Origin of the sequence: Streptomyces sp. LUP30, from assembly GCF_001746365.1 — a bacterium.
Taxonomy (GTDB): domain Bacteria; phylum Actinomycetota; class Actinomycetes; order Streptomycetales; family Streptomycetaceae; genus Streptomyces.
Genome location: NZ_MJAJ01000081.1, coordinates 35,886 through 62,021, shown reverse-complemented (window position 1 = coordinate 62,021; position 26,136 = coordinate 35,886). Strand labels below are relative to the sequence as shown.

The window sequence follows — 26,136 nt, the reverse complement described above, 5'->3', positions numbered from 1 at the left end:
TCCCTCCGCGACGCTCTGCCGATCTTTCGAACGCGCCGGCATCGACCCGACGTCCCTCGGCAACAGCACGGCCGGCGTGTTCGTCGGCGCGATCGCCCAGGAGTACGGCTCGACGCTGCTGCACGAGGCCCCGGAGGGGCTGGACGGCATGCTCCTCACGGGCAACGCGACGAGTGTGATCTCCGGCCGGCTCTCGTACCAGCTGGGTCTGCTGGGGCCGGCGATCACGGTGGACACGGCGTGTTCGTCGTCGCTGGTGGCGATCCATCTGGCGGCGCAGTCGCTGCGGCAGGGTGAGTGCACCCTCGCCCTCGCGGGCGGCGCGACCGTCATCGCGACGCCCGGTACGTTCACCGCCTTCAGCCGACAGCGCGCCATGTCCTCCGACGGGCGGTGCCGGGCGTTCGCGGCCGGGGCGAGCGGCACGGGCTTCGCGGAGGGCGTCGGCCTGGTCCTGCTGGAGCGGCTTTCGGACGCGCGTCGGCTGGGGCATCCGGTCCTGGCGGTGGTGCGGGGGTCGGCGGTGAACCAGGACGGCGCGTCCAACGGGCTCACCGCTCCGAACGGTCCCGCGCAGCAGCGGGTGATCCGGGCCGCTCTGGCGCAGGCCGGTCTGGCCCCCGCCGAGATCAGCGCCGTGGAGGCGCACGGCACCGGCACCGCTCTCGGCGACCCCATCGAGGCTCAGGCACTCCTGGCCGCCTACGGGCAGGACCGTCCGGCCGGAGAGCCGCTCCTGCTGGGATCGGTGAAGTCCAACATCGGCCACACCCAGGCCGCGGCCGGTGTCGCCGGCGTCATCAAGATGGTGATGGCGATGAGGCACGACACGCTGCCGCGCACCCTCCACATCGACGCACCCTCACCCCACGTCGACTGGAGCATGGGTCATGCCCGACTGCTGACGGACAATCAGCCCTGGCCGCGCACCGTCGGCACACCACGTCGCGCCGGCGTCTCGTCGTTCGGGATCAGTGGGACTAACGCGCATCTGATCCTGGAGGAGGCGCCCGCCGAGCTCGTTCCCGCTGCCGCGGCCGAACCGTCCGGGGTGGCGGTGCCGATGCTGCTGTCGGGGCGTGGTGAGGGCGCGCTGCGGGCCCAGGCCGGACGGCTGGCGGACTTCCTGGAACGCCACCCCGACCTGCCCACCGACACGGTGGCACGGATGCTCGCCGGCTCACGCACGGTGTTCGAACATCGTGCCGCGATCACCGGGGACGACCGCACCCAACTGCTGACACGGCTGCGCTCGCTGGCCGACACGGACCACGACGGCGATACCGGTGTGGTGCGTGGCGTGGGCCGTCGGGTGGGTGATCCCGTGTTCGTGTTCCCGGGTCAGGGGGCTCAGTGGCCTGCGATGGGTGTGAAGCTCCTCGATGACGGGGGCCCGTTCGCGCAGCGTCTGGGGGAGTGCCGGGAGGCACTGCGGCCCTTCGTGGACTGGGACCTCTTCGCGGTGCTGCGCGGTGGGCCGGAGCAGCCCGGCTTCACCCGTGTGGACGTCGTGCAGCCGGCGCTGTGGGCCGTCATGGTCTCGCTCGCCGCGCAGTGGCAGGCTGCGGGGATCCGTCCCGCCGCGGTCGTGGGTCACTCCCAGGGCGAGATCGCGGCCGCGACCGTGTCGGGTGCGCTCACCCTTGCCGACGGGGCACGCGTGGTCGCCCTGCGATCGCAGCTCATCAACGGCATCGCCGGCGACGGCGGGATGACGTCTGTGGCACTGCCACGCGATGAAGCCGACGTCATCGCCACCCGCCTCGGGCTGGAGATCGCGGCGGTCAACAGCCCCGCCAGCACCGTCCTGTCCGGGCCCGCGGACGCACTCGACGAGCTCGCCGTCTGGAGCGAAGAACACCACACACGATTCCGGCGCGTCCCCGTCGACTACGCCTCCCACTCCTCCCACGTGGAGGCGATACGCGACGAACTGCTCGCAGCACTGGCGCCGGTGTCGCCGCGCAGCGGCGAACTCGCCTTCTACTCCTCCCTCACCGGCGGCCAGGTCGACGGCGCCGGCCTCGACGCCGAGTACTGGTACCGCAACCTGCGCCACACCGTCGACTACCAGGGCGCCACCCAGGCACTCGCCCACACCGGCGTCACGGCCTTCATCGAAGTCAGTCCCCATCCCGTCCTCACCCTCCCGACCCAGGAGACACTCCAGAGCCTCGACCACCCCACCGAGGAACCCGTCGTCCTCGCCACACTCCACCGCGACCACGGCGACACCCACGACTTCACCCACGCCCTCAGTACCGCATGGACACACGGCATCACCCTCCAACCCACCCCCACCCCCACACCCATCCACCCCGACCTCCCCACCTACCCCTTCCAAGGAACCCACCACTGGCTCAACACACCGACAGGCGCCTCGCGCGGCGCGTCCGGGCTGGGTGCGGTCCCCACCTCGCACCCCTTGCTGGGTGCGGCCGTGGAACTGCCCGGCACCGAGACCGTGGTGTTCACCGGCCGGCTTTCGGCGGGCAAGCCCGCCTGGTCGGCGGATGAGCGCATCGAGGGTGCGGAGCGGGAAATCGACTGGCTCGCCGTGGAGTTGACGCTCGCGGCCGGTGAGCAGCTGGGCAGGAGCCGACTGCGCGCCCTGACCGCACAGGCGCCGTTCGTGATGCCGGCGTCCGGCGGCGTTCAGCTCCGCGTCGCAGTCGGCGAGGGTGAGGAACCGGGTGTACGCACGGTCTCCGTGCACTCCCGGCGCGGCGACGAGGTCCTGGGGCTGCCCTGGACCTGCCACGCGTCAGGTGAGCTGGTGGCGGCGGCAGCCGAGCCGGACTGGGATCTCGAGGCCTGGCCGCCCGCGGACGCCCTTCCGATGCCCGAGCCCGAACTGCGCCTGGAGTACGGGGCCGTGCACTCCGCCGTACACGGTGTGTGGCGACGGGACGCCGAGGTGTTCGCGGAGATCTCCGTACCGGACACGCTGCGTGAGGAGGCGCGGCGATTCGGACTTCACCCGGTGCTGGCGCAGGCCCTGCTCAGTCTGGCGGGCATAAAGGGTGTCGTACCCGAGACCACCGCGTCCTGGCGGGTGCGTGACTGGGGGGAGGTCTCCCTGCACGCGTCCGGCGCCTCCGTCCTGCGAGCCCGGGTCTCCCCGGGGCCGGACGGCTCGGTGTCGCTGACCGCTGCCGATGCCACGGGAACGCCTGTCCTCTCGGTCCCGGCCCTGCGGCTCGAACCCGTGGTGCTTGAGGTGCTCAGGGCCGCGGACGTGGCACAGCAGGACAGCCTGTTCGGCATCGAGTGGACCGCGGTGGAGACGCGGGCGAACACCGCCGACGCCCCATGGGCCATCGTGGGCGAGGACGGTGTGCGCATGCGGTCCTCGCTGATGGCGGCGGGACGCTACACGGAGTCGTACCCGGATCTGGCAGCGCTGACAGCCGCTGTGGAGGGGGGCCGGGATGTCCCCGACATCGTCGTGGCCCCCTTCCTGGACGATCACGGCGACCTGTCCGGGCCGGAGCTGGTGGACGCCGTTCACGCCACGACAGTCCGCGCCCTGGACACGGCCCGGGCCTGGGTGAACGCCCCGGCCTTCGACCGCTCCCGGCTCGTGTTCCTCACCCGGGGCGCCGTCCCCGCGGTGACCGGGCCCGACGACGCGTCACCGCTCGGCCTCGCGGGGGCCGGTGTCTGGGGACTCATCCGCAGCGCGCAGACGGAGTACCCGGACCGCTTCGTGCTCGTGGACACCGACCTCGCGAAGCCCACCTGGCGCGCCCTGGACCGCGTGGTGTCCTCAACGGAGCCGCAGTGGGCGCTGCGCGGGCGGACGGCGCGGGTCCCGCGGGTGGCCCGCCTCATTCCGGCCAGTGCTCTCCCGAGGCTGGACGCGGGCCTGGACGGTACGGTGCTGATCACCGGCGGCACGGGCACACTGGGCTCCGCGACAGCCCGTCACCTGGTGACCGAGCACGGTGTGAAGGACCTGCTGCTGACGAGCCGCCAAGGGCCGGACGCGCCGGAGGCGGCGGCCCTGGAAGCCGAACTGACTGGGCTCGGGGCCCGGGTCCAGGTGGCTGCCTGCGATGTGGCGGACCGAGAGGCCCTGGCCGGGTTGCTCACGGATCGGCGGATCGACACCGTGGTGCACACGGCGGGCGCGGTGGACGACGGGATCCTCCCGTCCCTGACGGCGGAGCGGCTGAGCAAGGTGCTGCGCCCCAAGGTCGACGCGGTCGTGAACCTGTACGAACTGGTCCGCGGGACAGGGGTGCGACGGATCGTGCTGTTCTCCTCGATCGCCGGCATTCTCGGCGGTCCGGGGCAGGCCAACTACGCGGCGGCGAACACGTTCCTGGACGCGTTCGCCCACCACATGCGGTCCCGGGGTGTCGTCGCCACCTCGATCGCATGGGGCCTGTGGTCCGGGGAGAGCAACCTGTCGGGCCGGTCCGGGACGGAGCGACACCCGGTGGCGCTGCGCGGAACGCATCCGCTCAGCAGGGAGCAGGGTCTCGGGCTCTTCGACGCGGCATGGGCGACCGGGCGCGGTCTCGTGATCGCGTCCCGGCTGGACTTCGCCCGGCTGACCGGCGAAGCGGCCTCCGTCCTGCGGGCTCTCGCGCCCGCCGGGATCCGCCGCACGGCCCGGGACACCCCGGCGGAGAAGACGGACCTCCGGCACCGGTTGGCGGCGATGAGCAAGGGGGAGCGGGAGACGCTGGTGACCGGCCTCGTGCGGGACCGCGCGGGTGCCGTCCTCGGCCACACCTCACCGGGCAGCGTGGCCGCGGACGCCCCGCTGAAGAGTCTCGGATTCGACTCGCTCACCGCCCTGCAACTCCGCACGGCACTCGTCGAGGCGACTGGACTCCGGCTGCCGGCGAGTGTGGCGTTCGAGTTCGACACCCCGGCGGACCTCGCCGAACACCTGATCGAGCGGATCCTTGCCCCTGCATCTTCACATTTCGGCGGAAACGAGAGGCCTTCGGATGAGAATTGACAACGTGTTCCTCGACTCGCTCGGTGTCGTGCTGCACGAGTTCGAGCCCGTAGAGCGGGCTGTGGCACAGGGGCTGATCAGCCAGGAGACCGTGGATGCGAACGGGCTGACCGGGACCCATCTGGCGCACGACATTCCGGCCGTGGAGCTCGCGATCTCCGCCGCACGCGTTGCCATGGACCGGTCGAAGCTGCAACGGGAGGACATCACGGATCATGTGCACAGCGGCGTGTACTACCAGGGCCCGCAAGGTTCCTATCCGCCGGGCTACATCCTGCGCGAACTGGAGATGGAGCCGGCCTCGTCTCTGTACCTGCGCCAGGGGTGCAACGGCATGCTGGGCGCCCTGGAGGTGGCGGTCGGCCAGATGACGGGTGCCGCTCAGGCGGAGACCGTACTGCTGACGTCGGGTGAGAACTTCACCGCCACCGGCCTGAACCGTTACACGGGACTCGGCCAGGCGTACTTCCTCGCCGACGGCGGCGCCGCGGCCCTGCTCAGCGTGGAAGAGGGTTTCGCACAGATCAGGTCGCTGAGTTCGGGCATCCTGCCGGAGCTCGAGCGGTGGCATCGTGGTGACGGCTCACTGCTGCCGGACGAGGGCCGGCAGAACGACGGAGACATGGCTGAGCGGGCCACTCGCTTCAGCGAGACCGAGACCCCGCTCTCCGAGACCCTCGAGAAGCTCACCCTCTTCAACCTCGGTGTCATTCGCCGGGCACTCGTCGACGCCGACCTCAATGCCGACGACATCGCCAAGGTCGTACCGATCAACATGGACGGCCGGATGATCGAGTACTCGGTCATGCTGCCTCTCGGCCTGACCATGGACCGCTCCACGTGGCACTTCGGCCGGGGCATCGGGCATGTGGGCGGCGCCGACGTGATCATCACCCTGGAGCATCTGGTCCGGACGCGCGAGGTGGCTCCCGGCGATCACGTGCTGCTGATCTCCCAGGGGCCGGGCTGGATGTGCACGGCCGCTGTCGTCACCCTCGTCGATCTTCCCACCTGGGCGCTGTGAGGTTGCCTCTGCCACCGGGCGTCCTCGATGCGTCGGGGGCGGCCGGTGGCAGCGGTATGACCACACGGAACGCGGTCGGCGCACGCACCACCCCGAAGCCGCCGTAAGAACCGCCGGCCGCCAGGCGGAGCAGGGTCCCCTCCTGCTCGGCAGCGGTCGGCGCCGACGGCCGGTGGCGCAGCCCTCCGAGACCGGCGGCTGTGTCCCGTGCCGTTCGGCGTACGACGTCGCCCCCCCCCGAGTCCGCGGCAGCGTCGCCGTCGCCGCGTACGGCCGTGGTGAACACCGACTTCGCGAACGGTCCCGCGAGCAGCGGCCCGGCCGTCGTCGGCCGGGTGTCGTCCCAGGTCCTGGCCGGCAGCGTCTCGGCCGTCCTCGCCGTCTCGACGCCCGCGAACGGGGCCTGACGGCCGGCAGGGAGTTATGGCGCGGGACCGTCGGGCACCCGTGCCGTACGCGGCGCGAGAGCCGCACCGGGACGACGAACGGATGCCGGACGGGGGCGGGGCGGCCGCCCGGGCTTCATCGGTGCGGCGCAGGACCGGGCCCCGGGGCGCTTCGTCCTCGTTCGCATGACGACCGCACCCCGGGTCACGACGACCGGCCGGGTCTGCGCCGGCCGGGGGTCGGCGAGGTGGCATACCCGCAGGAGGGCTTCACCGCTCGCGGCACGCGCCGCGTCTGCCGGGTCCGCGTGGACCTGCGGCGAGGGGGATACCACCACGATGTGCGGGACGGGCGTTCGCTCGTCGACGGCTCGCGGCACGGACGACAGGCCGGGGCGGCTCTCGCTCTTGCGGCCCGCCGACGTCAGGGCGCACGGAACCGCGGCGCGTCAGGGCCGACCGCCGCCCACAGGTGCGGGCCCCCCGACCGCTGCAGTTCGTACGGGGTCCCAGCAGTGGTCGAGCAGGGCGTCCTGGTGTGCCGCCGACGCGGCTCGTACGGCGTCGCCCCGCAGCGGCGCACAGGTCACCGAGCGCGCGGTCAGGACGGGGTCCCCGGCGCCGTCGGCCGCGTCCAGGTCCCAGGAGCCGTCCGTCGTCCGCAGAAGCCGCACACGGAGCGCGGACGCGCCGGAGGCGTACAGGGACACGTCTCGCCAGCGCACCGCAGCCGTCGGCCTCGCGCCCTGCGGCGCCGCCTCCCGGACCGGACGTACGGCGGCGGCCAGCGCAGCGTCCAACAGCACCGGATGGAGCGCGTGGCGGTCCTGGCCCGTCACCCAGTCGGGCAGCGCCACCTCGACGAAGACCTCGTCACCGCGCCGCCACACGGCGCTGGGCGTCCGCGCGGCGTCCGGCCGGTCGGCGCCGTGGTCCCCGATGACCCTGCGGGCGCCCCGCGGAGGCCACTCGGACAAACCCGTGTCGGCTCCCGCGGGGGAGCCGGGCGCCACCGTCGCCGTCGCGTACCGGGTCCACGGTCTTCGTGACGCACCGCGTGGGTCCGGCCGCCCGTGCACCGTCACCCGCCTTGTCCCGTCGGCCTCCGGCGCACCGACCGTCACCCGAAGTTGCACGCCGCCGTCGCGCGGCAGCACCAGCGGCTCGTCCGCCGTCACGTCCAGCGCCCGGGCGCAGCCGACGCGGCCCGCCGCGTGCAGCACCAGGTCCAGCAGGGCCGCTCCGGCGAACACCGCTCTGCCGTCAACGCGTTGCGGCAGCGTCGGGTCGCCGGCGGCCGCGGTGATCCGGCCCGTGCACACCAGTTCGTCGCGCCCGGGCAGTTCGACCACGGCCGAGAGCAGGGGATGGCCCGCGTCGTCCAGTCCCAGCTCGACGGCGTCAGAAGAACAGAGCGGTTCCTGCGACCGCTTCCGGGACCGTCGCCACAGCGGCCGTGTCGGCAGCCCCGCCAACAGTCCGCGGGCGATCTCGCCCGCCGGATCGCGAGGAACCTCGGTGACCTCGTGGATCACCTCCGGGAGTTGGTACGCGGACAGCCTCTGCCGGCAGGCGGTCAGCACCGCCGCCACGTCGAGGTCCCCGGCCGTCGGGACCACGTAGGCGACCGGCACCTCGCCGAGTGTTCCGTGGGCGACGCCCGCGACGGCGGCGTCCGCGACCCCGGGCGCCTGCACGAGGGCATGTTCCACCTCTCGCGGGTGGATGTGCTCCCCGCCCCGGACGATCAGCTCCTCGAGCCGGCCGGTGATCGTCAGATATCCGGTCGCGTCCTGGCGGGCCAGGTCACCGGTGCGGTACCAGCCTTCGGAAAGCACCCTTGCGGTTTCCTCCGGCCGCCGGTGATAGCCGGGCATCAGCGCCGGACCGGACACCCACACCTCACCTTCGGCGCCGCGCTCCACCTCGGCGCCGGTGCGCGGGTCCGTGAGCCGCAGCGTCAGTCCCGGCAGCGGCACACCGCGCGAACCGGGCACGTACGGGCCCTGCGGCAGGTGTGTGGTCATCGCGCCGCCGGTCTCCGTCGTGCCGTAGCCGTCCAGCAGCGCGATGCCGAACGCGGAACGGAACGCCTCGTGCAGGGACGGCGGACACGGTGAATCCGCCACCGTGCACACCCTCAGCGGCGGAACGCCGACCGTGCCCGACCGGGCGAGCTCCACCATCTCGTGGTACATCGTCGGCACACCCACCAGGAAGGTGGCGTCCTCTTCGACGGCCCGGCGCAGCACCTCGTCGGCGGCCGGACCGTCCGTGATGCAGACCGTGGCGCCGACCGCCACGAGACCGAGCACGCACACGGTGTGCGCCACCGCGTGGAAGAGCGGCACCGGCCACACGACCCGGTCCTGAGGGGACAGCCCCAGCAGCGGTGCGCTGCAGGCGGCCGTCGTCCACAGCGACGTCCGCTGCGTGGACACGACCCCGAGGGGCCGGCCGGCCGTCCCGGAGGTGTAGAGCACCCAGGCCGGCTCGTCCAGGCCCAGGTCGTCGCGGGGCGGATCGCGCAGCGACCACGTCGACGCCAGTTCCTCCCAGCGCGGCAGTTCGTCGTCGGCCGCCTCCGCGAACCCCGGCTCGGAGTCCCGTCCCACGAGGACGACGACGACGTCCGGCCGGTCCGCCAGCACGCGGCGCAGCCGGGGCAGCTGCGCCGCGCCGGTGATGACCAGCCTCGCCGCGCAGTCGTCCAGCAGGTACGCCAGTTCCGTGTCGCTCGACTCCGGGTCGAGCGGCACGCCGACGGCGCTCGCCCGGGTGACGGCGAGGCAACTCTCCACCGCTTCCACCCGGTTGGGCAGGCAGATCACCGCCGAAGCGCCTCGCGTCAGGCCCAGCCCCACCAGATGACCGGCCGCCCGGGCGGTACGCCGGTCCAGTTCGGCCCAGGTCACCGCACGACCGGCGTCCTTGAACGCGATCCGGTCGGGCTGCCGGGCCGCGTGGCCGGCGAGCAGTTCGTGCACCGGGCGGATGAGTTCCGCCTGGAACGTGGCGTCCGCGGTCACGACTTCCTCCTCACGTACCGGCCGAACGGTAGCGGCGCACCGCCAGCGTCCGGCCCGCCACCGCGATCAGCACCGACCAGGAAAACGACACCAGCACGGGATGCTGAGCGGGCCAGGCGCCCGTGGCCGCGAGCCCCGGGTTGCCGAACAGCTGCCGGGTCGCCTGAACCGTCGCGCTCAGCGGGTTCCACTCGGCGGCCCAGCGCAGCACCGTCGGGAGCGTGGAGGGCGCCACGAACGCGTTGGAGAGGAACGTCAGGGGGAACAGCCACAGGAAGTTGCTGGTGGCCGCCGCCTCCGGGGCGCGCACGGACAGGCCGATGACGACACCCACCCACGACAGCGCGTACCCCATCATCAGCAGCAGAGCGAAGGCGGCGGCGGCTCGCAGCGCCCCGTGGTGGATGCGCCAGCCGACCAGCAGCGCGCACAGCACCATCACCGTCATCACCAGGGCGTTCTGCACGAGATCCGCCAGGGTGCGTCCGGTGAGCAACGCCCCCCGCGCCATCGGCAGGGAGCGGAACCGGTCGACCATGCCGCTCTGCATGTCGTTGGCCATGCTGACACTGCTGTTGCCGGCGGTGGCGAAGGCGATGGTCTGCGCGAAGAACCCGGGCATCATGTACTCGCGGTAGGCGGCGGCGTTCGCGGCGCCGGGCAGGCTGAACGACCCGGCGAAGATGTAGGCGAAGAGCAGCACGAAGACGATCGGCTGCACCAGACTGAGGATGACCACCTCGGGGATGCGGATCGTCCGGATCACGTTGCGCCGCGTCACGACGAGTACGTCGCGCAGCGCTTTGGCGGCCGATCCGGGCCTCAGCCCGGGTACGGACGATGCCGTGGCCGACACGTTCATCACTCCTTCTTGCTCGCCGCGCCGGCACCGACCGCCGTGCGCGATGTGTCCCGCGGGACGACCTCGGTGAGGGCCAGGAAGACCTCGTCGAGAGTGGGGCGGCGCATTCCGATGTCGGTGATCTCGATGCCCGCGTCGTCCAGTGCGGCGATCACCTGGGTCATCAGCCGCACCCCGCCGTCGACGGGGACCGAGACCATGCTGCGGGGACCGTCGACGTCCGGTGCGCGAATGCCGTACCGGGCCAGCAGGGTTGCCGCGGAGTCGAGTTGCTCGCGCCGGGCGACGACCGCCTCGACGCGCTGGCCGCCCGCCTGCGCCTTCAGTTCGCGGGGTGTGCCACGGGCGATGATCCGTCCGTGGTCGACGACCGCGATGTCCCGCGCCAGGCGGTCGGCCTCCTCGAGGTACTGGGTGGTGAGCAGGATCGTGGTGCCCTGCGATACGAGGTCCTCGATGATGTCCCACAGCATCAGCCGGCTGGTCGGATCCAGGCCGGTCGACGGCTCGTCGAGGAACATCACCGAAGGGCGCACGACGAGCGCGCAGGCCAGGTCCAGGCGTCGCCGCATGCCGCCCGAGTACGTGCTGGACATCCGGTCGGCGGCCCCGGTCAGGTCGAACCGGTCCAGCAGTTCGTCCGCGCGCCCGCGGGCGGCCCGGGAGCGAAGCCCGTACAGCTCACCGATCATCCGTAGGTTCTCCCGGCCCGTGAGCCGGTCGTCGACGGCGGCGAACTGGCCCGAGAGGCCGATGCACAGCCGGACCCGGTCAGGGTGGCGGACCACGTCGTGACCCGCCACGACGGCGGTGCCCGCGTCGGGCCGCAGCAGGGTGGCGAGCAGGCGCACCGTCGTGGTCTTGCCCGCTCCGTTGGGGCCGAGCAGTCCCAGCACGCTGCCTTCCGGCACGTCAAGGTCCACTCCGTCCAGGGCCCGGGTGTCGCCGAAGGTCTTGACCAGACCCGTGGCGTGAATGGCACCCGCCATGGGGTTCTCCGTCCTCGTGTGCAGGGATGGGGCGGGGTGAGGCACGAGGGCGGGCGCCCCGGGCCGGATGCCCGCGCCCCGAACACCCGGCCCGGCGGCTCAGGTGGCGGCGATGAGTTTCAGCTCGGGGTGGGCCGTGCCGCCCTCGATGGCCGTGGACGAGACGTGGGAGACGACGCGCTCGTCGACAGGGTCGTTCGCCGGGTCGTCGTGCACCACGACGTGCTCGTACGTCGTCACGCGCTGGGCCGGGACGCGGTCGGCCGACCGGATGAGTTGGATCAGTTCGAGCAGGTTGGAGCGGTGCTTGGCGCCCGCCGAGGAGACGACGTTCTCCTCCAGCATGATCGAGCCGAGGTCGTCGGCGCCGTAGTGCAGGGAGAGCTGGCCGATCTCCTTGCCCGTGGTCAGCCAGGAGCCCTGGATGTGACGGACGTTGTCGAGGAAGAGCCGGGCGATCGCGATCATCCGCAGGTACTCGAACTGCGTGGCCTGCGTCTGGCCTTTGAGGTGGTTGTTCTCGGGCTGGTACGTGTACGGGATGAAGGCGCGGAAGCCGCCCGTGCGGTCCTGCACGTCACGGATCATCCGCAGGTGCTCGATGCGCTCGGCGTTGGTCTCGCCGGTGCCCATCAGCATCGTGGACGTCGACTCGACGCCCAGCCCGTGTGCGATCTCCATGATCTCCAGCCAGCGCTCGCCGGACTCCTTGAGCGGGGCGATGGCCTTGCGCGGACGTGCGGGGAGCAGCTCGGCGCCGGCGCCCGCGAAGGAGTCCAGGCCGGCGGCGTGGATACGGGTGATGGCCTCCTCGACCGTCACCTTCGAGATCCGCGCCATGTGCTCGACCTCGGACGCGCCCAGCGAGTGGATCACCAGCTGCGGGAACGCCTCCTTGATGGCCGCGAAGTGCTTCTCGTAGTACTCGACGCCGTAGTCCGGGTGGTGTCCGCCCTGGAACATGATCTGGGTGCCGCCCAGTTCGACGGTCTCGGCGCAGCGGCGCAGGATGTCGTCGAGGTCGCGCGTCCAGCCCTTGGCCGTGTCCTTGGGGGCCGCGTAGAAGGCGCAGAACTTGCACGCCGTGACGCACACGTTCGTGTAGTTGATGTTCCGCTCGATGATGTACGTCGCGATGTGCTCGGTCCCCGCGTAGAGACGACGGCGTACGGCGTCGGCGGCGGCGCCGAGCGCGTGCAGGGGCGCGTCACGGTAGAGGTCGAGAGCCTCTTCGGGGGTGATCCGCCCGCCGGCGGCGGCACGGTCGAGGACGGGCTGAAGACGGTGTTGCGGAGGTCGGGGCATGGTGGTGGCCGGGCCTTTCCGGTGGCGTGGGGCGTTCAGGGGGCGATGGGATCGAGCAGCCGGACGGCGACGTCGGGCGGGAAGCCCTCGTCGCCGCCGCCGACCTGGCGCGCGAATTCGGCGATGCCCGCGAGCTGTTCCGCGCCGAGACTGAAGTCGAGGGCCGTGGTGTAGTAGCGCTCGAGCGTCGCGGCGTCGAACTCCTCCCACTGCGCGGCCTGTTCGCAGACCTTCGCCACCTCCGCCAGGGACAGGTCCCGCGAGGCCAGCAGGTCGGCGTGGACCTGGCGCACCAGTTCCGGTTCGCGGGCCAGGAAGTCGCGGCGCGCGGCGAACACGGCGAACACGAAGGGCAGTCCCGTCCAGTCCTTCCACATCCGGCCCAGATCGTGCACCTCCAGGCCCATCCGGGGCGCCTCGTACAGGGCCGCGCGCAGGGCGGCGTCGCCGATGACCACCGCGGCCTTCGCCTCGGACATCATGGTGCGCAGGTCCGGCGGGCACACGAAGTACTCGGGATTCACCCCGACGCGCTCCGCCAGCAGCAGCTGCGCCAGACGGACCGACGTGCGGCTCGTCGAGCCCAGTGCCACCGGCTGCCCGTCCAGTTCCTCCAGCGGTACCTGGCTGACGATCAGGCAGGACATGACGTCTCCGTCGCTGCCGACCGCGATGTCCGGCAGGGCGACCAGGTCGTCCGCGTGCCGCAGGAACTCCAGGAGGCTGATCGGGCCCATGTCCAGATCGCCCGCGGCGAGCGCGTCGTTGAGGCCGTCCGGCGTGTCGGTGTGCAGATCCATGTCGAGGAGGGTCCCGGTGCGGGCGAGTCCCCAGAACAGCGGCAGGCAGTTGAGGAACTGTATGTGGCCCACACGGGGCCGGCGCCGGCGCACAGGCGTCGACCGCACTGTGTCGGGCGCGAGTTGCTGGGTCATGGTGCACAACTCCCGGAAACGGGTCGAGGGGGAGGAACAGAGAAACGCCGTCAGGCTCGGGGGACCGCGGCGGTGAAGTGCTCGTTCAGCACGGCCAGGACCTCGGCCGGCCGTTCCGAGAGGAAGAAGTGCCCGCCGGAGAAGATCCGCACGTCCGACGCGGCCTCGGTGTGCTCACCCCACGCGCGCGCTTCCTCCAACGACGTACGCGGGTCGGCGTCGCCGGTGAGGACGGTCACGGGACAGCGCACAGCGGCGCCGGGCTCACAGCGGTACGTCTCGACGGCCCGGTAGTCGCTGCGGATCGCGGGCAGCACCATGCGCAGCAGCTCCTCGTCCTGGAGGACCTGGGCGTCGGTGCCGGCCAGAGCGCGCAGTTCGGCGATCACACCGTCGTCGTCACGCATGTGCACACTCTCGTTCCGCACCCGCGAAGGGGCGCGGCGCCCGGAGGCGAAGAGCCGGACGGGGCCCGCGCCGGTGCGCTCCATGCGGCGCGCGACCTCGAAGGCCACCAGGGCGCCCATGCTGTGACCGAAGAAGGTCATGGGTCGGTCGTCGTCCCACTCCGCGAGGGCCGCGCAGACCTCGTCGGCGAGTGCGGCGATCGAGGCGGGGCCCGGTTCGTGCCGGCGGTCCTGACGACCGGGGTACTGGATGGCGGCGACATCGACACCGGGGCTGAGCGCGGCGGCGACCGGCAGGTAGAAGCTGGCCGAACCGCCCGCGTGCGGGAAGCAGACCAGCCGCTCGGTCGCGTCGGAGGAGGGCCGGAACCTGCGGACCCACAGGTTGTCGGTGGTGGAACTCATCGGACGTGTGTCCTTCCCGTGCGTCGATGTAGCGGCCCGGCGGTGCGGTGGCCGGGGCGGTCCGGCGGCCCGGCCCGCCGGGCGGTGGATCCGGCCGCTCCGGGGCCGGGTGCGAGAACGAGGGCCTAGTCGGCGGCCTCGGGGCCGTACACCTCGACCCCGTCGGAGACTCGGCGCACGTGAATGCATTCGCCGGGGCACTCCTTGACCGAGTCGACCACGTCGGTGAGCAGATCCAGGGCGAAGCGCGTCGTCGCTCCCGGAGCCTGGAGCAGTTCGTCCTGCTCGCTCTTGACGTAGGCGAGCCCGTCGATGTCCAGTTCGAACACCTCGGGGACGTACTGGGCACAGATCCCGTCGCCGGTGCACAGGTCCTGGTCGATCCAGACTTCCAGGTCCTCGTCATTCGTCGTCCGTGGGGACATAAACACCTGCCTGGCCATGTCGTCGTGGTGTGAACACGGTGCGCGGACATCTGCTCGAGACCGAGCGGCGTACGCACCGCACACATGGGAAGTCGTGCTCGCGGTACACGAAACGCCCGGCCGCTGCGGCCGGGCCGGCGGGTCACACCCGCATGGGCTGCGGCGACTCCCGGCGGGCCGGGTCCGGCCCGTCGTACTCGCGGATGATCTCGTACCGCGTGTTGCGCTCCACCGGGCGGAAGCCGGCGTCCCGGATCAGGTCCAGCAGGTCCTCGCGGGTGAGCTTGTTCGGCGTGCCGTAGTTGTCGGCGTCGTGCGTGATCTTGTACTCGACGACCGAGCCGTCCATGTCGTCCGCGCCGTGCTGCAGGGCCAGCTGCGCGGTCTGCACGCCGTGCATCACCCAGAAGACCTTCACATGCGGGACGTTGTCGAAGAGCAGCCGCGAGACCGCGAACGTCTTCAGCGCCTCCGCGCCGGTCGCCATCGTCGTGCGCGCCTGGAGCCGGTTACGGACCTTGCCGTCCTTCATGTCCACGAAGTCGTGCTGGTAGCGCAGCGGGATGAAGACCTGGAAGCCGTTCGTCTCGTCCTGCAGCTCACGCAGCCGCAGGACGTGGTCGACGCGGTGGCGGGGCTCCTCGATGTGGCCGTACAGCATGGTCGACGGGGTCTTGAGCCCCTTCTCGTGCGCCAGGCGGTGGATCCGCGACCAGTCCTCCCAGTGGGTGCGGTGGTCCACGATGTGCTGGCGGACCTCCCAGTCGAAGATCTCCGCGCCGCCGCCGGTCAGCGACTCCAGACCCGCGTCGATCAGCTCGTCCAGGATCTCCGAGGCCGTGAGCCCGCTGATCGTCTCGAAGTGGTGGATCTCCGTCGCCGTGAACGCCTTCAGACCGACGTTGGGCAGCGCCTTCTTCAGCTCGCGCAGCGAGCGCGGGTAGTAGCGCCACGGCAGGTTCGGATGCAGCCCGTTGACGATGTGCAGCTCCGACAGGTGCTCGTTCTCCATCGCCTTGGCCAGACGCACGGCCTCCTCGATGCGCATCGTGTACGCGTCCTGCTCGCCCGGCTTGCGCTGGAAGGAGCAGTAGGCGCAGGACGCGGTGCACACGTTCGTCATGTTGAGGTGACGGTTGACGTTGAAGTGGACCACGTCACCGTTCTTGCGGGTCCGTACCTCGTGCGCCAGTCCGCCCAGCCACGCCAGGTCGTCCGACTCGTACAGGGCGATGCCGTCCTCGCGGGACAGCCGCTCACCGGAGAGGACCTTCTCCTCCAGCTCGCGCTTGAGCCCAGCGTCCATGGCCGGGAACCTCCTCGTTCAGTGCCAGGCGGCCCGCATGGTGACGGTGCGCACGTGGCGTGGGCGTGGTCTGCCGCGTCGACGGTCCCGAGGGCGCGCGACCGCGACGCCCCGCGGAACCGACCGTTCCGTCCGGTGGTGGCCGGGCGGCACAGTACGGATCCGCACCACACGGCGACTTGTCGATCCGACCGGCCTCGGCGACCCGCGCAACCGGCCGACGATCGGGCAGCCGCGGGTCCCCGGCCGGACGGCGGGCATCGACGCCGCGTCGGGTGGGGCCCGCTCATCCTCGCGGAGGGCAGTCTGGGGAAAACCCCACATACGCAACGGCTTTGCTGAGGGCATCACCGCGATACCCGCCACGGACAAGAAGGAAGGACCGGCCATGACGGCGCCCCTGACGCTCGCGCACTCGCCCTGCCCCAACGACACGTTCGTCTTCCACGCCTGGACCGAGGGGCTGCTCCCCGACGCGCCGGACACCCGGCTCACCCTCGCCGACATCGACATCACCAACGGGCTCGCCGAACGCGGCGAACTGGACGTCCTGAAGGTCTCCTACGGCGTGCTGCCGCACATCCTCCCCGACTACGTGCTGCTGCCCTGCGGCGGCGCCCTGGGCCACGGCTGCGGTCCCCTCGTCCTGGCGGCAGAGCCCGGTGAGCCCGCCGCCCTGGCTGGCGCCCGCGTCGCGGTGCCCAGCACCACGTCGACGGCCTACCTGCTGTTCCAGCTCTGGGCGGCCGACGCGATACCGGGCGGTGTCGGCGAGATCGTCGTCCTGCCGTTCCACGAGATCATGCCCGCCGTCCGGGACGGCGCCGTCGACGCCGGACTCGTCATCCACGAAGCCCGTTTCACCTACGGGCGCTACGGTCTGCACTGCACGGCCGACATGGGCGAGGAGTGGGAGAAGCGCACCGGACTGCCCATCCCGCTGGGCGCGATCGTCGCCCGCCGCTCCCTGGGGGAACCCGTGCTGCGCCGGATCACCGACACGATCCGTGCTTCCCTCAGCGCGGCACGGGAAAATCCCGACGCGTCCCGCGCCCACGTCCTCCGGCACGCCCAGGAGATGGAACCGGACGTCGTCGACCAGCACATCGGCCTGTACGTCAACGAGTTCACCGCCGCGCTCGGCCAGGACGGACTGTACGCCGTGCGCACCCTCCTGGACCGCTCGGCCGAGCTCGGCCTCCTGCCGCGCGTCGCCGAGAACGCACTGGACACGACCCTCCGTCTGTGAGCGCAGGGTCATGGTCCCGAAGCCCGGCCGGTCTCGGGCCTGCGCGGCAACGCTAGAAGTTCTCTTAGAGCCGCCCGGACCACAGCCCGAAACGGGCGCAACCCTCCCCATAATCGGCCCGAAGGACAGGCCCGGCACCGGGAGCGCCTCGGGCCCGTCCCGCGAGGGCATCGGACGGCACGCCGGCCCTCACCAGGCCCCGGCGCCCGCGAGGCGCCGGGGCCGACCCGATGCCCGTGCCCCACCGCGAGCCTGCGTGCCCGCCGCCGAAGGGAGACCGATCCGTGAGCGAGGACAGGCTGCGCGAGTTCCTGACCCGAGTCTCCAGCGACCTCCAGCGCACCCGCGCCCGGCTGCGCCAGGTCGAGGGCAGGGCAACGGAACCGATCGCCGTCGTCTCCATGAGCTGCCGCTACCCCGGTGGGGTGCGCACGCCGGAAGACCTCTGGCGCCTCGTCGACACGGGCACTGACGGCATCTCCGCCTTCCCGGACAACCGCGGCTGGGACCTCGGCGCACTGTACGACCCCGATCCCGCCAACCCCGGCACCTGCTACACCCGGGAAGGCGGCTTCCTCCACGACGCCGCCGACTTCGATCCCGCCTTCTTCGGCATGTCCCCGCGCGAGGCCCTCGCCACCGACCCGCAGCAGCGGATGCTGCTCGAGATCGTCTGGGAATCCCTCGAACGGGCCGGCCTGCGCCCGGCCGACCTGCGCGGAAGCGCCACCGGAGTGTTCGCCGGAGTCATGTACAACGACTACGCCACCCGGTTCCCCGAGCCGCCCCCCGGCGTCGAGGGCCACCTCGGCAACGGCAGTGCCGCGAGCATCGCCTCGGGGCGCGTCTCCTACACCTTCGGTTTCGAGGGGCCCGCCGTCACGGTGGACACCGCGTGCTCCTCCTCCCTCGTCGCCCTCCACCTCGCGGTGCAGTCACTGCGACAGGGCGAGTGCGACCTCGCCCTCGCGGGCGGTGTCGCGTTCATGTCGACTCCGGTCACCTTCCTGGAGTTCAGCCGACAGCGCGGACTCGCACCGGACGGCCGCTGCAAGTCCTTCGCCGACGCCACCGACGGCACCGGCTGGAGCGAGGGCGCGGGCGTCCTCCTGCTCGAGCGTCTCTCCGACGCGCGTCGCAACGGCCACGAGGTGCTCGCCGTCGTCCGCGGTTCCGCCGTCAACCAGGACGGCGCGAGCAGCGGACTCACCGCTCCCAACGGACCGTCCCAACAACGCGTCATCCGCCAGGCGTTGACCTCCGCCGGGCTTTCGCCGCTGGACGTCGACGCCGTCGAGGCGCACGGCACCGGAACCACCCTCGGCGACCCCATCGAGGCGCAGGCACTCCTGGCAGCCTACGGACAGGACCGCGCCGAGGACCGTCCGCTCTGGCTCGGCTCCCTGAAGTCCAACATCGGTCACACCCAGGCCGCCGCCGGCGTCGGCGGTGTCATCAAGATGGTCATGGCGCTGCGCCATGCCCGCCTGCCCCGCACTCTGCACGTCGACGCGCCCACGACCAAGGTCGACTGGACCGAGGGCCACGTGCGTCTCCTCACCGAGCCCGTCGTGTGGCCGCCCGGCGACCGGCCGCGGCGGGCCGGAGTGTCCGCATTCGGGGTCTCCGGCACCAACGCCCACGTCATCCTGGAGGAGACCCCGCCGAACGAGACCGAGGCCACGGAACCGGAAGACGGCGACACGACACCCGAACCCACGGCTCCGCCGGTCATCCCCTGGGTTCTCTCCGCCCGGACCGCCGACGCCCTGAGAGCTCAGGCCGCCGCCCTGCTCGACCACCTCGACACGCACCCGGGGACCGACGACCTGGCCGTCGCCCACACGCTGACGCTTCGACGCTCCCTCTTCGAACAACGCGCCGTCGTCCTCGGCACCGATCGCGAGACCCTCACCGCGGGCCTCGACGTCCTCGCCGCCGGCGGCACCTCACCCGACGTCATCACCGCGACCGCCCGCCGCGGTGGTCGGACGGCGTTCTTGTTCGCTGGTCAGGGTGCGCAGCGGGTGGGGATGGGTCGTGGGTTGTATGAGGCGTTCCCGGTGTTCGCGGAGGCTTTCGATGCGGTGTGTGCGCAGGTGGGGGGTGGGTTGCGGGATGTGATCTTCGGTGAGGACGCAGCTCTGCTGGAGCGTACGGAGTGGGCGCAGCCTGCGTTGTTCGCGGTCGAGGTGGCGTTGTTCCGTCTGGTGGAGTCGTTCGGGGTGCGCCCGGATTTCCTGATGGGTCATTCGGTCGGTGAGATCGCGGCTGCGCATGTGGCGGGTGTGTTCTCGCTGGAGGATGCGTGTGCGTTGGTGGTGGCGCGGGGTCGGCTGATGCAGGCGTTGCCGTCGGGTGGGGTGATGRTCGCKSTSSAGGCGGCCGAGGRCGAGGTGCTGCCGCTGYTGGAGGGYCGTGGGGCGGAGGTGTCGGTCGCTGCGGTGAACGGTCCGCGTGCGGTGGTGATCGCGGGCGTCGAGGCGGCCGTCACGGAGATCGCCGGTCAGCTCAAGGCGCGGGGACGTCGGACGTCTCGTCTGCGGGTCTCGCACGCCTTCCACTCACCCTTGATGGAGCCGATGCTGGAGGCTTTCCGTGAGGTCGCGGAGGGCATCTCCTATGGCTCTGCGTCGGTTGCGTTGGTGTCGAATGTGTCGGGGCGGNCTGCGGTGAACGGTCCGCGTGCGGTGGTGATCGCGGGCGTCGAGGCGGCCGTCACGGAGATCGCCGGTCAGCTCAAGGCGCGGGGACGTCGGACGTCTCGTCTGCGGGTCTCGCACGCCTTCCACTCACCCTTGATGGAGCCGATGCTGGAGGCTTTCCGTGAGGTCGCGGAGGGCATCTCCTATGGCTCTGCGTCGGTTGCGTTGGTGTCGAATGTGTCGGGGCGGCTCGCTGGGGAGGGCGAGTTGGCGTCGGCGGAGTATTGGGTGCGGCATGTGCGGGAGGCGGTGCGGTTCGCCGACGGGATCGCTGTGCTGGCCGGCGAGGGTGTGACGCGGTTCCTGGAGATCGGCCCCGACGGCACCCTCACCGCACTCGCCCGTGCCGTTGCCGAAGAAGGCGGCGACGAAGCCCTTTTCGTCGCGACACTCCGTAAGGCCCGGGACGAGTCCCGGGCCACGGTGGCGGCGATGGCGGCCCTGCACGCCTCCGGCAGGCCCGTGGACTGGACGGCGCTCCTGAACGACACGTACGAGTCGGTTCAGTTGCCCACCTACCCCTTCCAGCGGACACGCTACTGGCTCGATCCCGTCGCGAACCACGCCGGACGTCGGGGTGAACACCCGTTGCTCTCGGACGGAATCGGCCTCGCCGACTCCACCACCGTGGTGGCCACGGGACGTCTCTCCCCGCGCACGCAGCCCTGGCTCGGCGAGCTCGCCACCGGCGGCGGCTCACTCGTGGCCGCCTCCGTCCTGACCGACCTGGCTCTTCACGCCGGACGCGGCGTCGGCGCCCATCACCTTGCCGAACTGCACGTCGACGCCTCCCTGCCGCTCTCCGCGACCGGCGAGACCGAGGTGCAGACGGTTACGGAGGCAGTCCAGGGCGAGCGGCGTTGGACCTTCGCTCTGTACGCACGACCGTACGACCCCGACGCCGGCCCGTCGGACGAGGACCGGCCCTGGACCCGCCACGCCCACGGAACCCTGCTCGGCGGCCCCGAAGATCCGAAGGGCCCGAGCCCCGACACCTTTGAAGCCACTGCGGCCTGGCCCCCGCCGGGCGCGGTGCCCGTCCACCTGGACGAGGTGTATACGGACCTCGACCTGCCTCGCTCGCAGGCCCTGACAGCAGTCTGGCGTCTGGGAGACGAGGTCTTCGCGGAGGCCTCTCTGCCGGAGACGGCGGAAGCCGAGGCGGCCAGGTTCGCCGTCCACCCCGCCCTCCTGGACTCCGCCCTGCTCGTCCTGACGGCAGCCGGACAACCGGTGCCGCACCTCGTGGCCTGGTCCGGCGTCACCCTCCACGCGCGTGCGGCGGCGAGCATACGGGTGCACGTCGTTCCGCGCTCGACGACGGAAAGCGAGCTCCGGCTGCTGGACGTCACGGGGGCCCCCGTCCTGACCGCCGCGACCGCAACTGTCCTGCCCTTCGACCCCGACGAACGTCCCGACGCCGTCCGGCACCGCGGCAGCGACCTCTACACCGTCACGTGGACCGCGGCCGAGGCCGCCACGGAACGGGACGACGTCGGGGCCGTGGCCCGGAAAAGCCCGGACGAGCTCCTGACCGCCCTGTCGGACGCCTCGGACGACACCCCCTTCGCCGACCTCGTCGCCCTCCCGTGGCACACCGCGGACGCCGGCAGCGACGCCGGGCTCGTACCCGACGTGCACACAGCCGCGGAACAAGCGTTGCGCTTGCTCCAGCACTGGCTCACTGAGGCGCGCGCCGACCGCTCACGTCTGCTGCTGCTCACTCGCGGTGCGGTCGCCGCGCGTCCCGGCGAGACCGTGACCGACCTGCCCGCAGCCGCGGTGCGAGGACTGTTCAGGTCGGCCGCGTCGGAGAACCCCGGGCGGATCCTGCTCCTCGACACCGACGCAACTCCCACCGACGCCCAGCTCAAGGACGCGGCCAGGCGAGAAGAAGGCGAACTCGCGCTGCGCGAAGCGCAGTTGCTCGCTCCTGTGCTCACACGGATCGCGGCCCCCGCCCAGGGACCGGCGGCACCGGCCTTCCCCGCGGACCGGACGGTGCTCGTCACCGGTGGCACCGGCACGGTGGGATCCGCCACCGTCCGCCACCTCGTGCACCGCCACGGTGTGCGTCACCTGCTCCTCGTCACCCGGCGGGGCCCCCAGACCCCGGGCGCTTCCGGACTGATCGCCGAACTCGCCGCCGTCGACGCCCGAGTCACCGTCGTGAGCTGCGACGCGGCCGACCGCGACGCTCTCGCCGACGTCATCCGGGACATCTCGCCCGCACACCCGCTCGGCGCCGTGGTGCACATCGCCGGAACGCTCGACGACCGCGTCGTCACCTCCCTCACCCCGGAGCGGCTCACCTCGGTGCTGCGGCCCAAGGTCGACGCGGCGGTCCATCTCCACGAGCTGACAAGACACCTCGACCTGTCGGCGTTCGTGCTGTTCTCTTCGGCCGCCGCCACGTTCGCCGGTCCTGGTCAGGGCAACTACGTCGCCGCGAACTCCTTCCTCGACGCCCTCGCCGTCAGTCTGCGCGCCGACGGACGTCCCGCGATGTCCGTCGCCTGGGGCCTGTGGGAAGCCGACAGCGCCATGACCAGCGGTCTCACCGATGCCGCGCAGAGCCGTGCAGCCCGCAACGGCATCGGCGCGCTGCCCACCGAAGACGCCCTCGCCCTCTTCGACCGCGCCCTGACCCGCACCGACGTCACCCCGATCCCGCTCCGCCTGGACCGTGCCGCACTACGCCGGACCGCCGACAAGCTGCCCCCGTTGCTGCGGGCCCTGGCGGGCCGCCCCGCCCTGCGTGAGGCTGCGTCAGCGGTGCGATCCGCCGCCCCGCAGCTCGACCTCCTCGACCTGTCCGAGTCCCGCCGCCGCGACGCGTTGGCCGCACTCGTGCGGAGCACGCTGGCCGACGTGCTCGGGCACGCCCCCGAAACGCACATCGGCCCGGACACGCCGTTCACGCAGCTGGGACTCGATTCCCTCACTGCGCTGGAGCTGCGGAACTCCCTCAGCCGAGCGACCGGAATACGGCTGCCGGCGACTCTCGTCTTCGACCACCCCACGCCCGAAGCGGTCACCGAACTCCTCCAGACCGAACTGGCGCCGCCCTCCCACACGAACGCCTCCGCGGTCGGCCTCTCCGAGCCCGCCGCGCTCGCCGACGATCCGGTCGCGATCATCGGCATGGGCTGTCGATTCCCGGGAGGCGTCGAGACACCCGAACAGTTCTGGGATCTGCTCCTGCAAGGGGAGGACTCCATAGGCGGCTTCCCCACGGACCGTGGCTGGGACAACCTCACCGCATTCGACGACCTGGGCGGCGCCGGTGGCGACACGCCGGCGTACCCCCGTCGCGGTGGTTTTCTGTCCGATGTCGGTCAGTTCGATGCGGAGTTCTTCGGGGTGTCGCCGCGTGAGGCGTTGGCGATGGATCCGCAGCAGCGGTTGTTGTTGGAGGCGTCGTGGGAGGCGGTGGAGCGGGCGGGGTTGGATCCTCGGTCGTTGCGGGGGAGTCGTACGGGTGTGTTCGTGGGGACGAACGGTCAGGACTATCCGGCGTTGTTGAGTGTGTCGGAGGGTGACTTCGGCGGGTACGTGGGGACGGGTAACGCGGCGAGTGTGGCGTCGGGTCGTTGGCGATGGATCCGCAGCAGCGGTTGTTGTTGGAGGCGTCGTGGGAGGCGGTGGAGCGGGCGGGGTTGGATCCTCGGTCGTTGCGGGGGAGTCGTACGGGTGTGTTCGTGGGGACGAACGGTCAGGACTATCCGGCGTTGTTGAGTGTGTCGGAGGGTGACTTCGGCGGGTACGTGGGGACGGGTAACGCGGCGAGTGTGGCGTCGGGTCGGGTGTCGTATGTGCTGGGTCTGGAGGGTCCGGCGGTCACGGTCGACACGGCGTGCTCCTCCTCTCTCGTCGCCCTGCATCTGGCCGCTCAGTCGCTCCGCTCCGGCGAGTGCTCGAAGGCCCTCGTCGCAGGCGTCACCGTGATGTCCACCCCCGCTGCGTTCGTGGAGTTCGGTCGTCAGGGTGGTTTGGCGGGGGATGGTCGGTGCAGGGCGTTCGGTGAGGGTGCGGATGGTACGGGGTGGGGTGAGGGTGTGGGTGTGTTGTTGGTGGAGCGGTTGTCGGATGCGGTGCGGTTGGGGCATCGGGTGTTGGCGGTGGTGCGGGGTTCGGCGGTGAATCAGGATGGTGCGTCGAACGGGTTGACGGCTCCGAACGGTCCGTCGCAGCAGCGGGTGATTCGGGCGNGGTGGAGCGGTTGTCGGATGCGGTGCGGTTGGGGCATCGGGTGTTGGCGGTGGTGCGGGGTTCGGCGGTGAATCAGGATGGTGCGTCGAACGGGTTGACGGCTCCGAACGGTCCGTCGCAGCAGCGGGTGATTCGGGCGGCGTTGGGGTCGGCGGGTTTGTCTGCGGTGGATGTGGATGTGGTGGAGGCGCACGGTACGGGGACGCGGTTGGGTGATCCGATCGAGGCGCAGGCGTTGTTGGCGACGTATGGGCAGGGTCGCGACGGGGGGCGGCCGTTGTGGTTGGGGTCGGTGAAGTCGAATGTGGGTCATACGCAGGCGGCTGCGGGTGTGGCTGGTGTGATCAAGATGGTGCAGGCGTTGCGTCATGGGGTGTTGCCGGCGACGTTGCATGTGGGTGAGCCGTCGTCGCATGTGGACTGGTCGTCGGGTGCGGTGGAGTTGTTGACGGAGGCGCAGCCGTGGCCCGAGGTCGGTGGGCGGGTGCGGCGTGCGGGGGTGTCCTCGTTCGGTCTGTCGGGCACCAACGCGCACGTGATTCTCGAACAGGCCCCGGCCGAGCCGGTGGACGAGGTTGAGGGCGCGGGCGCGGGTGCGGGTGTGCCGGTGGTTCCTTGGGTGCTGTCCGGGCGCAGCTCCGTCGCCCTGCGCTCACAAGCCACCAGGCTGCATGCCTACGCGCAGACGAGGGCAGACCTCAACCCCGTTGCTGTGGCTGGTGCTCTGATCGCCACGCGCACTCCTTTCGAGAACCGCGCCGTCATCTACGGCCGCGATTACGCGGAACTGCTGACCGGCCTCCACTGCCTCGCCGTCGGAGACCCCGCGGCCAACCTTGTTCAGGGCACAGTGGCGGATCCTGGTCGGACGGCGTTCTTGTTCGCTGGTCAGGGTGCGCAGCGGGTGGGGATGGGTCGTGGGTTGTATGAGGCGTTCCCGGTGTTCGCGGAGGCTTTCGATGCGGTGTGCGCGCAGGTGGGGGGTGGGTTGCGGGATGTGATCTTCGGTGAGGACGCAGCTCTGCTGGAGCGTACGGAGTGGGCGCAGCCTGCGTTGTTCGCGGTCGAGGTGGCGTTGTTCCGTCTGGTGGAGTCGTTCGGGGTGCGTCCGGATTTCCTGATGGGTCATTCGGTCGGTGAGATCGCTGCTGCGCATGTGGCGGGTGTGTTCTCTTTGGAGGATGCGTGTGCGTTGGTGGTGGCGCGGGGTCGGTTGATGCAGGCGTTGCCGTCGGGTGGGGTGATGGTCGCGGTGGAGGCGGCCGAGGACGAGGTGCTGCCGCTGTTGGAGGGTCGTGGGGCGGAGGTGTCGGTCGCTGCGGTGAACGGTCCGCGTGCGGTGGTGATCGCGGGCGTCGAGGCGGCCGTCACGGAGATCGCCGGTCAGCTCAAGGCGCGAGGCCGGCGGACATCGCGTCTGCGGGTGTCGCACGCGTTCCACTCACCGTTGATGGAGCCGATGCTGGAGGCTTTCCGTGAGGTCGCGGAGGGCGTCTCCTATGGCTCTGCGTCGGTTGCGTTGGTGTCGAATGTGTCGGGGCGGCTCGCTGTGGAGGGCGAGTTGGGGTCGGCGGAGTATTGGGTGCGGCATGTGCGTGAGGCGGTGCGGTTCGCCGACGGGATCGGTGTGCTGGCCGGCGAGGGTGTGACGCGGTTCCTGGAGATCGGCCCGGACGGCACCCTCACCGCACTCGCGCAGAACAGCCTCCCCGAAGACACCGGCGACGCACTGTTCGTGTCGATGCTCCGAAAGGACCGGAGCGAGGTGGATACCGTTGTCGCGTGCGTTGCCGCTGGATACACGGCGGGGCTCTTCGTCGACTGGACCGCCGTGATCGGTGAGGTCTCCACGGCCGGCGTCGACCTGCCGACGTACTCCTTCCAGCGCGAGCGGTTCTGGCCGCAGACCAAGCGCAGTGAAG

12 protein-coding genes and 5 pseudogenes are annotated in these 26,136 nt (G+C 71.3%); 9 read left to right on the top strand and 8 right to left on the bottom strand.

What is annotated here, in order from left to right; translation table 11 throughout:
• The 3 genes from BG482_RS38125 to BG482_RS45685 all read left to right on the top strand — a co-directional run.
• On the top strand, nt 1-4,975 hold a 4,975-nt coding region (locus BG482_RS38125; RefSeq protein ID WP_069773798.1), incomplete at its 5' end, for a type I polyketide synthase.
• Nucleotides 4,965-5,999, top strand: a complete 1,035-nt coding sequence (locus BG482_RS38120; RefSeq protein ID WP_069773797.1) for a ketoacyl-ACP synthase III family protein — start codon at nt 4,965-4,967, stop codon at nt 5,997-5,999. The genes BG482_RS38125 and BG482_RS38120, both read left to right, overlap by 11 nt.
• A 275-nt stretch (nt 6,000-6,274) precedes the next feature.
• Nucleotides 6,275-6,406: a hypothetical protein gene (locus tag BG482_RS45685; RefSeq protein ID WP_256096606.1), complete on the top strand. Its 132-nt coding sequence runs from the start codon at nt 6,275-6,277 to the stop codon at nt 6,404-6,406.
• Between the two features lie 428 nt (nt 6,407-6,834).
• Here the strand turns inward: BG482_RS45685 and BG482_RS38115 are convergent, their stop codons facing one another.
• The 8 genes from BG482_RS38115 to mqnE all read right to left on the bottom strand — a co-directional run bounded on the left by BG482_RS38115 (nt 6,835) and on the right by mqnE (nt 16,048).
• Nucleotides 6,835-9,414, bottom strand: coding sequence for an AMP-binding protein (locus BG482_RS38115; protein ID WP_069773796.1), 2,580 nt, complete (start codon nt 9,412-9,414; stop codon nt 6,835-6,837).
• Between the two features lie 10 nt (nt 9,415-9,424).
• The gene (locus BG482_RS38110) at nt 9,425-10,276 is read right to left on the bottom strand and encodes an ABC transporter permease (RefSeq protein WP_069773795.1); all 852 of its coding nucleotides are present in this window, start codon (nt 10,274-10,276) and stop codon (nt 9,425-9,427) included.
• A complete protein-coding gene (locus BG482_RS38105; RefSeq protein WP_069773794.1) occupies nt 10,276-11,265 on the bottom strand; it encodes an ATP-binding cassette domain-containing protein in 990 nt (329 codons plus the stop codon). The genes BG482_RS38110 and BG482_RS38105 overlap by 1 nt, the downstream gene beginning before the upstream one ends.
• A gap of 99 nt (nt 11,266-11,364) precedes the next feature.
• Nucleotides 11,365-12,570: a cyclic dehypoxanthinyl futalosine synthase gene (gene mqnC, locus BG482_RS38100; RefSeq protein ID WP_069773793.1), complete on the bottom strand. Its 1,206-nt coding sequence runs from the start codon at nt 12,568-12,570 to the stop codon at nt 11,365-11,367.
• Between the two features lie 35 nt (nt 12,571-12,605).
• On the bottom strand, nt 12,606-13,505 hold the full coding sequence (locus tag BG482_RS38095) for a menaquinone biosynthetic enzyme MqnA/MqnD family protein (protein ID WP_069773792.1): 900 nt from the start codon (nt 13,503-13,505) through the stop codon (nt 12,606-12,608).
• Nucleotides 13,506-13,555: 50 nt separating this feature from the next.
• Nucleotides 13,556-14,317 (bottom strand): thioesterase II family protein, encoded by a 762-nt coding sequence (locus tag BG482_RS38090; RefSeq protein ID WP_069773791.1) that lies wholly within the window; start codon nt 14,315-14,317, stop codon nt 13,556-13,558.
• 125 nt (nt 14,318-14,442) lie between these two features.
• The gene (locus tag BG482_RS38085; protein WP_069773790.1) at nt 14,443-14,760 is read right to left on the bottom strand and encodes a ferredoxin; all 318 of its coding nucleotides are present in this window, start codon (nt 14,758-14,760) and stop codon (nt 14,443-14,445) included.
• 124 nt (nt 14,761-14,884) lie between these two features.
• Complete coding sequence (gene mqnE / locus BG482_RS38080; RefSeq protein WP_069773789.1) at nt 14,885-16,048, bottom strand: aminofutalosine synthase MqnE; 1,164 nt, start codon at nt 16,046-16,048, stop codon at nt 14,885-14,887.
• A gap of 388 nt (nt 16,049-16,436) precedes the next feature.
• Between mqnE and BG482_RS38075 the strand changes: the two genes are divergently transcribed.
• The 6 genes and pseudogenes from BG482_RS38075 to BG482_RS46350 all read left to right on the top strand — a co-directional run.
• Entirely contained in the window at nt 16,437-17,297 is an 861-nt protein-coding gene (locus tag BG482_RS38075; protein ID WP_069773788.1) for a 1,4-dihydroxy-6-naphthoate synthase, read from the top strand.
• Between the two features lie 230 nt (nt 17,298-17,527).
• Nucleotides 17,528-19,963: pseudogene (locus BG482_RS44415) on the top strand (type I polyketide synthase); the annotation flags it as partial.
• A gap of 198 nt (nt 19,964-20,161) precedes the next feature.
• A pseudogene (locus BG482_RS46365) lies at nt 20,162-20,446 on the top strand (hypothetical protein); the annotation flags it as partial.
• Nucleotides 20,435-22,990 (top strand): annotated as a pseudogene (locus tag BG482_RS46360) (type I polyketide synthase); the annotation flags it as partial. The pseudogenes BG482_RS46365 and BG482_RS46360, both read left to right, overlap by 12 nt.
• Nucleotides 22,991-23,122: 132 nt before the next feature.
• Nucleotides 23,123-24,213: pseudogene (locus BG482_RS46355) on the top strand (beta-ketoacyl synthase N-terminal-like domain-containing protein); the annotation flags it as partial.
• Between the two features lies 1 nt (nt 24,214).
• Nucleotides 24,215-26,036: pseudogene (locus BG482_RS46350) on the top strand (type I polyketide synthase); the annotation flags it as partial.
• Nucleotides 26,037-26,136: the final 100 nt, after the last annotated feature.

Excerpts from the sequence above, each read along its gene's own strand:
- BG482_RS38120 (WP_069773797.1), top strand. The coding sequence starts at position 4,965 with ATGAGAATTGACAACGTGTTCCTCGACTCGCTCGGTGTCGTGCTGCAC.
- BG482_RS38110 (WP_069773795.1), bottom strand. The coding sequence starts at position 10,276 with ATGAACGTGTCGGCCACGGCATCGTCCGTACCCGGGCTGAGGCCCGGA.
- BG482_RS38105 (WP_069773794.1), bottom strand. The coding sequence starts at position 11,265 with ATGGCGGGTGCCATTCACGCCACGGGTCTGGTCAAGACCTTCGGCGAC.
- mqnC (WP_069773793.1), bottom strand. The coding sequence starts at position 12,570 with ATGCCCCGACCTCCGCAACACCGTCTTCAGCCCGTCCTCGACCGTGCC.
- BG482_RS38095 (WP_069773792.1), bottom strand. The coding sequence starts at position 13,505 with ATGACCCAGCAACTCGCGCCCGACACAGTGCGGTCGACGCCTGTGCGC.
- BG482_RS38090 (WP_069773791.1), bottom strand. The coding sequence starts at position 14,317 with ATGAGTTCCACCACCGACAACCTGTGGGTCCGCAGGTTCCGGCCCTCC.
- BG482_RS38085 (WP_069773790.1), bottom strand. The coding sequence starts at position 14,760 with ATGGCCAGGCAGGTGTTTATGTCCCCACGGACGACGAATGACGAGGAC.
- mqnE (WP_069773789.1), bottom strand. The coding sequence starts at position 16,048 with ATGGACGCTGGGCTCAAGCGCGAGCTGGAGGAGAAGGTCCTCTCCGGT.
- BG482_RS38075 (WP_069773788.1), top strand. The coding sequence starts at position 16,437 with ATGACGGCGCCCCTGACGCTCGCGCACTCGCCCTGCCCCAACGACACG.